This window comes from Clavibacter sp. MX14-G9D (assembly GCF_032917815.1).
Lineage (GTDB): Bacteria > Actinomycetota > Actinomycetes > Actinomycetales > Microbacteriaceae > Clavibacter > Clavibacter michiganensis_K.
Window position 1 is genome coordinate 1 of the sequence record NZ_JAVCVL010000234.1, and the last position, 4015, is coordinate 4015.

General features: G+C 76.8%; 5 protein-coding genes and 1 pseudogene. 1 reads left to right on the plus strand and 5 read right to left on the minus strand.

Annotated features, from left to right (window positions below; all coding sequences use genetic code 11):
• From Q6969_RS13745 to Q6969_RS13765, 5 genes and pseudogenes are all read right to left on the minus strand, one after another.
• Positions 1 to 522, minus strand: a 522-nt coding sequence (locus tag Q6969_RS13745) for a glycosyltransferase family 9 protein (protein ID WP_396335555.1), incomplete at its 3' end; no start/stop codon positions are given.
• A gap of 51 nt (positions 523 to 573) precedes the next feature.
• Positions 574 to 1065: pseudogene (locus Q6969_RS13750) on the minus strand (D-glycero-alpha-D-manno-heptose-1,7-bisphosphate 7-phosphatase); the annotation flags it as partial.
• 101 nt (positions 1066 to 1166) lie between these two features.
• The gene (locus tag Q6969_RS13755; RefSeq protein WP_317230947.1) at positions 1167 to 1838 is read right to left on the minus strand and encodes a hypothetical protein; all 672 of its coding nucleotides are present in this window, start codon (positions 1836 to 1838) and stop codon (positions 1167 to 1169) included.
• On the minus strand, positions 1832 to 2677 hold the full coding sequence (locus Q6969_RS13760) for an endonuclease/exonuclease/phosphatase family protein (protein ID WP_317230948.1): 846 nt from the start codon (positions 2675 to 2677) through the stop codon (positions 1832 to 1834). The genes Q6969_RS13755 and Q6969_RS13760 overlap by 7 nt, the downstream gene beginning before the upstream one ends.
• 124 nt (positions 2678 to 2801) lie before the next feature.
• Positions 2802 to 3461 (minus strand): GNAT family N-acetyltransferase, encoded by a 660-nt coding sequence (locus tag Q6969_RS13765; protein WP_317230949.1) that lies wholly within the window; start codon positions 3459 to 3461, stop codon positions 2802 to 2804.
• A 65-nt stretch (positions 3462 to 3526) separates the two neighbouring features.
• Between Q6969_RS13765 and Q6969_RS13770 the strand changes: the two genes are divergently transcribed.
• Positions 3527 to 4015, plus strand: a 489-nt coding sequence (locus Q6969_RS13770; protein ID WP_317230950.1) for a TetR/AcrR family transcriptional regulator, incomplete at its 3' end; no start/stop codon positions are given.

Consider the following 4015-nt stretch of genomic DNA (forward strand, 5'->3'; position numbering starts at 1 on the left):
GGCGACGTCCCCCGGCAGGGCGGCCTCCGTCACGGCGAGGCGGCCGTCGTCGTCGGCGGGCAGCGCGTGGCCGGCCGCGGTCGCGATCGCGCGGGCGCGCTCGGGCTCCGGCTGGTCCTCCTCGAGGTCCTCGCCGGGCTTCAGGCGCACGTCGAGCAGGGATCCGGCGTGGTCGACGCTCGCGCCCGTGATGCGCCGGACGCCCGCGAGCCGCAGCAGCAGCGCGAGCGGGAGGGGCGACTGGTGGAAGGAGGTGAGGATGACGGCCTCGTCGGGCTCGACCTCCGCGAGGATCGCGTGCAGCGCGTCCACGGAGGCGGCGTCGGCGGCGGGCGCGGGGGAGGAGATCCACGGGCAGTCCCAGACGTGGACGGCGTGCACGCCGGGCAGCAGCCGGCCGGCGGACGCGCCGCGCGGCCCGCAGAGCAGGTGCACCTCGACGCGGGGGTCGGCGGCGACCGCGCGCACGGCCGGCCCGGAGACGAGCACGTCGCCGACGCTGTCGAGCCGCACGACCAGCACGCGGCGGGGCGCCTCGTCGGGGAGGAGCAGGTGCACCGCGTCGAGGATCGTCGGGGCCACGACGTCCGCCTCGGCCACCTCCTCCTCGCGCGTGACGGGCGTGGGCACGAGCACGCCGCGCGCGCCCGCGGCCCGGGCGGCGCCCGTGTCGGCGGCGATGTCGCCGACGACCGCGACGGCGGAGGGGTCGAGGCCCCACGTCCGGCAGGCCTCGAGCACCATGCCGGGGGCGGGCTTCCGGCAGTCGCAGCCGTCGTCGGATCCGTGCGGGCAGAGCAGCACGAGGTCGAACGCGCCGAGCAGCTCCTGCACGCGCGCGTTGACCGCGTCGGCCTGCTCCCGGGTGATGAGCCCCCGCGCGATGCCCGACTGGTTGGTGACCATCCCGATGCGGAGGCCCGCGGCGCGCACGGCGTCGACGGCCTCGCGGGCGCCGGGCATGAGCGTGACGAGGGCCGGGTCGCCGTTGTACGGGACGTCGACGACGAGCGTCCCGTCCCGGTCGAACAGGACGGCCTGGAGGTCGTTCCCGGGCGAGCGCATGACCGACACGTACCCGACCGCTCGTCGTCCCAAACCCCGCGCCGGGCACTTCTCCTCCTCCCCTCAGGGAGGCGGGCGCGCGGCGGAGCGGCGCCCCCGCGTCAGCGCGCGGGCGCCTCCGGGATCCAGCGCGACCGCGCCAGCAGCATCGGCATCAGCGGCGCGATGAGGAGCGCCCCGAGCCCGCCGACGGCCATGTCGCCGATGGTGTCCGAGTACCCGGTGAGGATCGCGGGGTCGAGCCACGCCTGCCCGGCCCACTCGCCGAGCTCCCACAGCGCGGAGAGCGCGAGGCCCACCGTGAGGCTGAGGATGCCGAGGGGCAGCGGCCGCCGGTCGACGACGACGCCCGCGCGGTCGGCCAGCAGGATGACGAGCGCGGCGAGGGCCGCCGTCGTCACGAGGTGCGCGGGGATGTCCCACCACGGCAGCAGCTCGTAGAGGTCGAGCCGGTTGCTCGCCGCGGAGACGAGCGTCGTGATCCCGATGGCGAGGTCGAGCCCCGGCCGCGCCCCGAGGGAGCGCGGCGCCACGAGCCCGAGGAGCGCCAGCGCGAACATCGCGGAGGTGACGCCCGACCAGGCGAACACGGAGAACAGGAAGGTGAGCAGCCCGATCACGCGGACGGCGTCGGCGAGGATCGCGGTGACCCCGCGCGGCGGCTGCAGGAAGGTGAGCCCGGCCAGCCCGGCGAAGGCGGCGACGTCCTCGGGCGGGGGCGGGGAGTCGGCCGGGGAGCCCGGCGGGGTCGGCGCGGCGGGGTCCGTCAGCACCGCACCACCGCCTGCAGGGCCTCGTGGTCGCTGGGGGCGCTCCCGTCGACGCGCGTCGTGTTGATGCCGACGCGCTGCACGTCGATGTCGGGCGTGACGAGCATCCAGTCGATGCGGCGGGTCGTGCGCTTCGGCGCCTTGTAGTTCGACCACGTGCCCCACTCGGGCGTGAGGCGCTCGCGCGCGGCCGGCCAGGCGTCCACCAGGGCGCCCGACTCGACGAGCAGCCGGTGCGGCTCCGTGCCGATGCCCGCGTTGGTGTCGCCCGCGACGATCGTGGGGACCTGCACCTCGGCGACGATCTCGAGCATCATCCGCGCGCTCGCCTCGCGCGAGCGCCGGGAGAGGTGGTCGAAGTGGGTGTTCACGTGCCGCAGCGGCAGGCCCGTGGCCCGGTCGGTGAAGTCGGCGACCACGGCGATGCGGGGCACCATGTTGCCCCAGCTGCGGGATCCGGCGACCGCGGGCGTGTCCGAGAGGGCGATCTGCCGCCAGCTGGTGAGCTCCAGGCGGCGGGTGTCGTAGAACGTGGGGCAGCCCTCGCCGTGGCCGTCGGCGTTCCGACCGTGCCCGATCCGCCGGTAGTGCCGCCCGAGCGCGTGCGACAGGGCGCGGCCCTGCGTGGGCATCGCCTCCTGCGTGCCGAGGAGGGCCGGCTGCTCCCGCTGCAGGAGCTCCGCGATCAGCGGCTCCCGGTTCGCCCACCGGTCGGGGCTCCCCGGCCGGTACCGGGAGAACAGGCGCCGGATGTTGTACGTCATCACGTGCAGCTCCGGTGCGTCGACCGGGCCGACGAGCACCCGGCCGTCCTGCAGGGTGCCGTCGGCGCTGAGGGTCATGGATCCATCGTCCCCCACCCGGGACCGCGCGTGGCACGGCTGGCGGCGAGCCGTCACGGGCGGGTGCCCCTGTTCGCGACCGCAACGGACGAGCGTCCCCGGAGTCCGGCGTGGCCGGATGGTCCTACGGCGTGCCCGCGTTCGCGCGTCCCCGCGTCCGCGCGTCCCCGCGCGCGGGCCGCCACATCGCCACCGGGCACGACCCGCCGAGCCCCGTCAGCGGCCCCAGCTCGGCGAAGCCGTTCCGGAGGTAGAGCGCGCGGTTCCGCGCGGTCGAGGACTCCAGGTAGGCCGCGGACCCGTCGCCGTCGACGCGGGCGAGGCCGTGGGCGAGGAGCGCGGTTCCGACGCCGAGGCCCCGCGCCGCCGCGCCCACGCCCACCTCGGCGAGCCGCCAGTGCGAGAGGCCCGGTCGCGCGCGGTCCAGGGTCCGGAGCCGGACGGCGGCGTGGATGGCGCCCGCGACGCCGAGGGCGCGCAGGAACGTCGGCGCCTGCCGGAGGGTCCGCTGCGCGGCGATGCCGCCGGGCGCCTCCCAGACGGCCGCGCCGAGGACCCCGCCGCGGGCGTCGACCGCGACGTCGACGGTCCCCTCGGGGAGCGGGCCGCTGCGCAGGAGCGCGGTGAAGAGGAGGGCCAGGCGGTCGAGGTGCCGAGGGCCGGCGGGGACGAAGCCGGCCAGCACGGGATCCTCGGCGAAGGCCTCCGCGAGCACGCGGGTCACGTCGTCGAGGTCGGCCGCTCGAGCGGTGCGGATGGTCGGGGCGGCGGGGTCGGTGCGCATGACCCGACGCTAGGCGAGGGATTCGGCCAGATGGCCCAATCTCCCGCTCTTGGTAGCTTCCTCCCATGAAGGCCGCCTCCGAGAGCACCCGCGCGTACGGATCACGGGCCGCCCGGCGGGCCGAGCTCCTCGACGCCGCCGTGCGCGTGATGGCCGTCACGGGCGTTGCCGGGGCGAGCACGCGGGCCATCACCGCGGAGGCAGGGCTCGCGCACGGCGCCTTCCACTACTGCTTCGGCGTGCGGTCGGAGCTGCTCGGCGCGCTGCTCCGGCAGGAGGTCGACGCGGTCGTCGCGCAACTGGAAGCCGCCGAGGATCCCACGGGCGCGCCGCTCGGCGAGGTCGTCGCCGCCACCCTCCGCGCCGAGCTCGACCGGGTCCGCCGCGAGCCCGACCGCCAGCGCGTCCTGCTCGACCTCGCCGCGACCGTGCAGCGGATCCCGGCGCTCGCCGACCTGCCCGCCTGGGAGCACGGCCGCTACGTGGAGGAGACGGGCCGACGCTTCATCGCGGCCGGCCTCGACGACGCGCGCGCCGGTCGGTGCGCGGCGCTC

Excerpts from the sequence above, each read along its gene's own strand:
- Q6969_RS13760 (WP_317230948.1), bottom strand. The coding sequence starts at position 2,677 with ATGACCCTCAGCGCCGACGGCACCCTGCAGGACGGCCGGGTGCTCGTC.
- Q6969_RS13765 (WP_317230949.1), bottom strand. The coding sequence starts at position 3,461 with ATGCGCACCGACCCCGCCGCCCCGACCATCCGCACCGCTCGAGCGGCC.